At 36.8% G+C, this 1,262-nt stretch carries 1 protein-coding gene and 1 pseudogene; one reads left to right on the plus strand and one right to left on the minus strand.

What is annotated here, in order from left to right:
- Nucleotides 1-103: 103 nt before the first annotated feature.
- A pseudogene (locus FTT98_RS17850) lies at nt 104-562 on the plus strand (hypothetical protein); the annotation flags it as partial.
- A gap of 38 nt (nt 563-600) precedes the next feature.
- On the opposite strand, the gene FTT98_RS17855 reads toward FTT98_RS17850, so the two are convergent.
- On the minus strand, nt 601-1,262 hold a 662-nt coding region (locus FTT98_RS17855), incomplete at its 5' end, for a TonB-dependent receptor domain-containing protein (RefSeq protein ID WP_180177632.1).

Here is a 1,262-nt window from a genome sequence, read left to right on the forward strand (position 1 = left end):
CAAAGATAAAAATAAAATGAAAAATATAAACGCAGAACAAATGCTATATATTATTCATTATGTAAGTGAAATAGAGCCTTACACAAATTGATAAAAGCCTAATAAAAAAAATATTTTAAAACTCAGCCAGATGAGTGAGCATGTCCTGAACCAGCACTTTGATGATGACAAGCTGTACCATTTTCAGGCCAATCTTTGGCATAAGATCAAAGACATGCCGCTTTAAGTACTAAAGAACTATATTGAAACCCAGGATCTGAACCAGACGGTGAGTTTAGGGCACGAGATCTGGGATCATATGCGCCAGACGGAATATATGCAGCAGCAACTGCATGACGGGATTTATACTTGGTATGTACGTAATCAGGAACATACTTTTGATCAGTTATTACGAGATCTGAATATTGATGAAGCATTGATTCAACATGAACTGAATGAATTGCTGACACCGATTATTCAGCAGATGATTCATCAGGGCTATTTGCGTGAACGTGCCCGTGCCTATCTGGCAAAATTCTATTATACTGAAAATACCTTAAAAATTTTAAAGATTGAAGACTAAAAAAAGCCGCTAGAAAGCGGCTTTTTCATATCTATGAATTAGAATTTGATATTCATACCCACGGTGTATCTACGACCATCAAGTACAATGTCATAATCGCCATTGGTAATTTCTTTATTTGCAATGTTATAAATACCAGCGGTCAACCTTAAGTTATCTGTCGCTTTAAAGACTGCACCGGCATCAAAAGTACCATATCCCGGTGTCCCATTATCCATAGAAGTACGGCTTAAATAATCACTGGTTTTGCCACGGTAATTATAGTCCATCCAGGTCGTCCAGGTATCTGAAACATCATAATCCAGACCGACATTCAGCATATGTTTTGGCATTTTATTCAAAGGCTGGCCTTTAAATTCGCCACTTTTTTGCTCAGTTTTTGTATAAGTATAACTTGTACTCGCGTGAAGATTATCCAGTACATCATAGTCTAATGTGAATTCAGCACCTTTCATTTCTGCATCGGAAACGTTTTTCATTTGGCTAACAAATCGATATGGCTTGCCATTTGCCGAACATTTCCATTCTTCTACAGGAGAACTATTTGTTGTTCCTGGCGTGTCACATAAACGATCTTCAACAATTTTATCTTTAAAATCAGATTTAAAGACCATTAAACTGCTTGTTAAACCAAGTTCAGGAGCCGAATAGTTAAATCCGAATTCATAGCTCGTACTTTTTTCTGGAGACAAATCAGGGT

The sequence above is a fragment of the Acinetobacter sp. YH12039 genome, assembly GCF_013420015.1.
Taxonomy (GTDB): domain Bacteria; phylum Pseudomonadota; class Gammaproteobacteria; order Pseudomonadales; family Moraxellaceae; genus Acinetobacter; species Acinetobacter amyesii.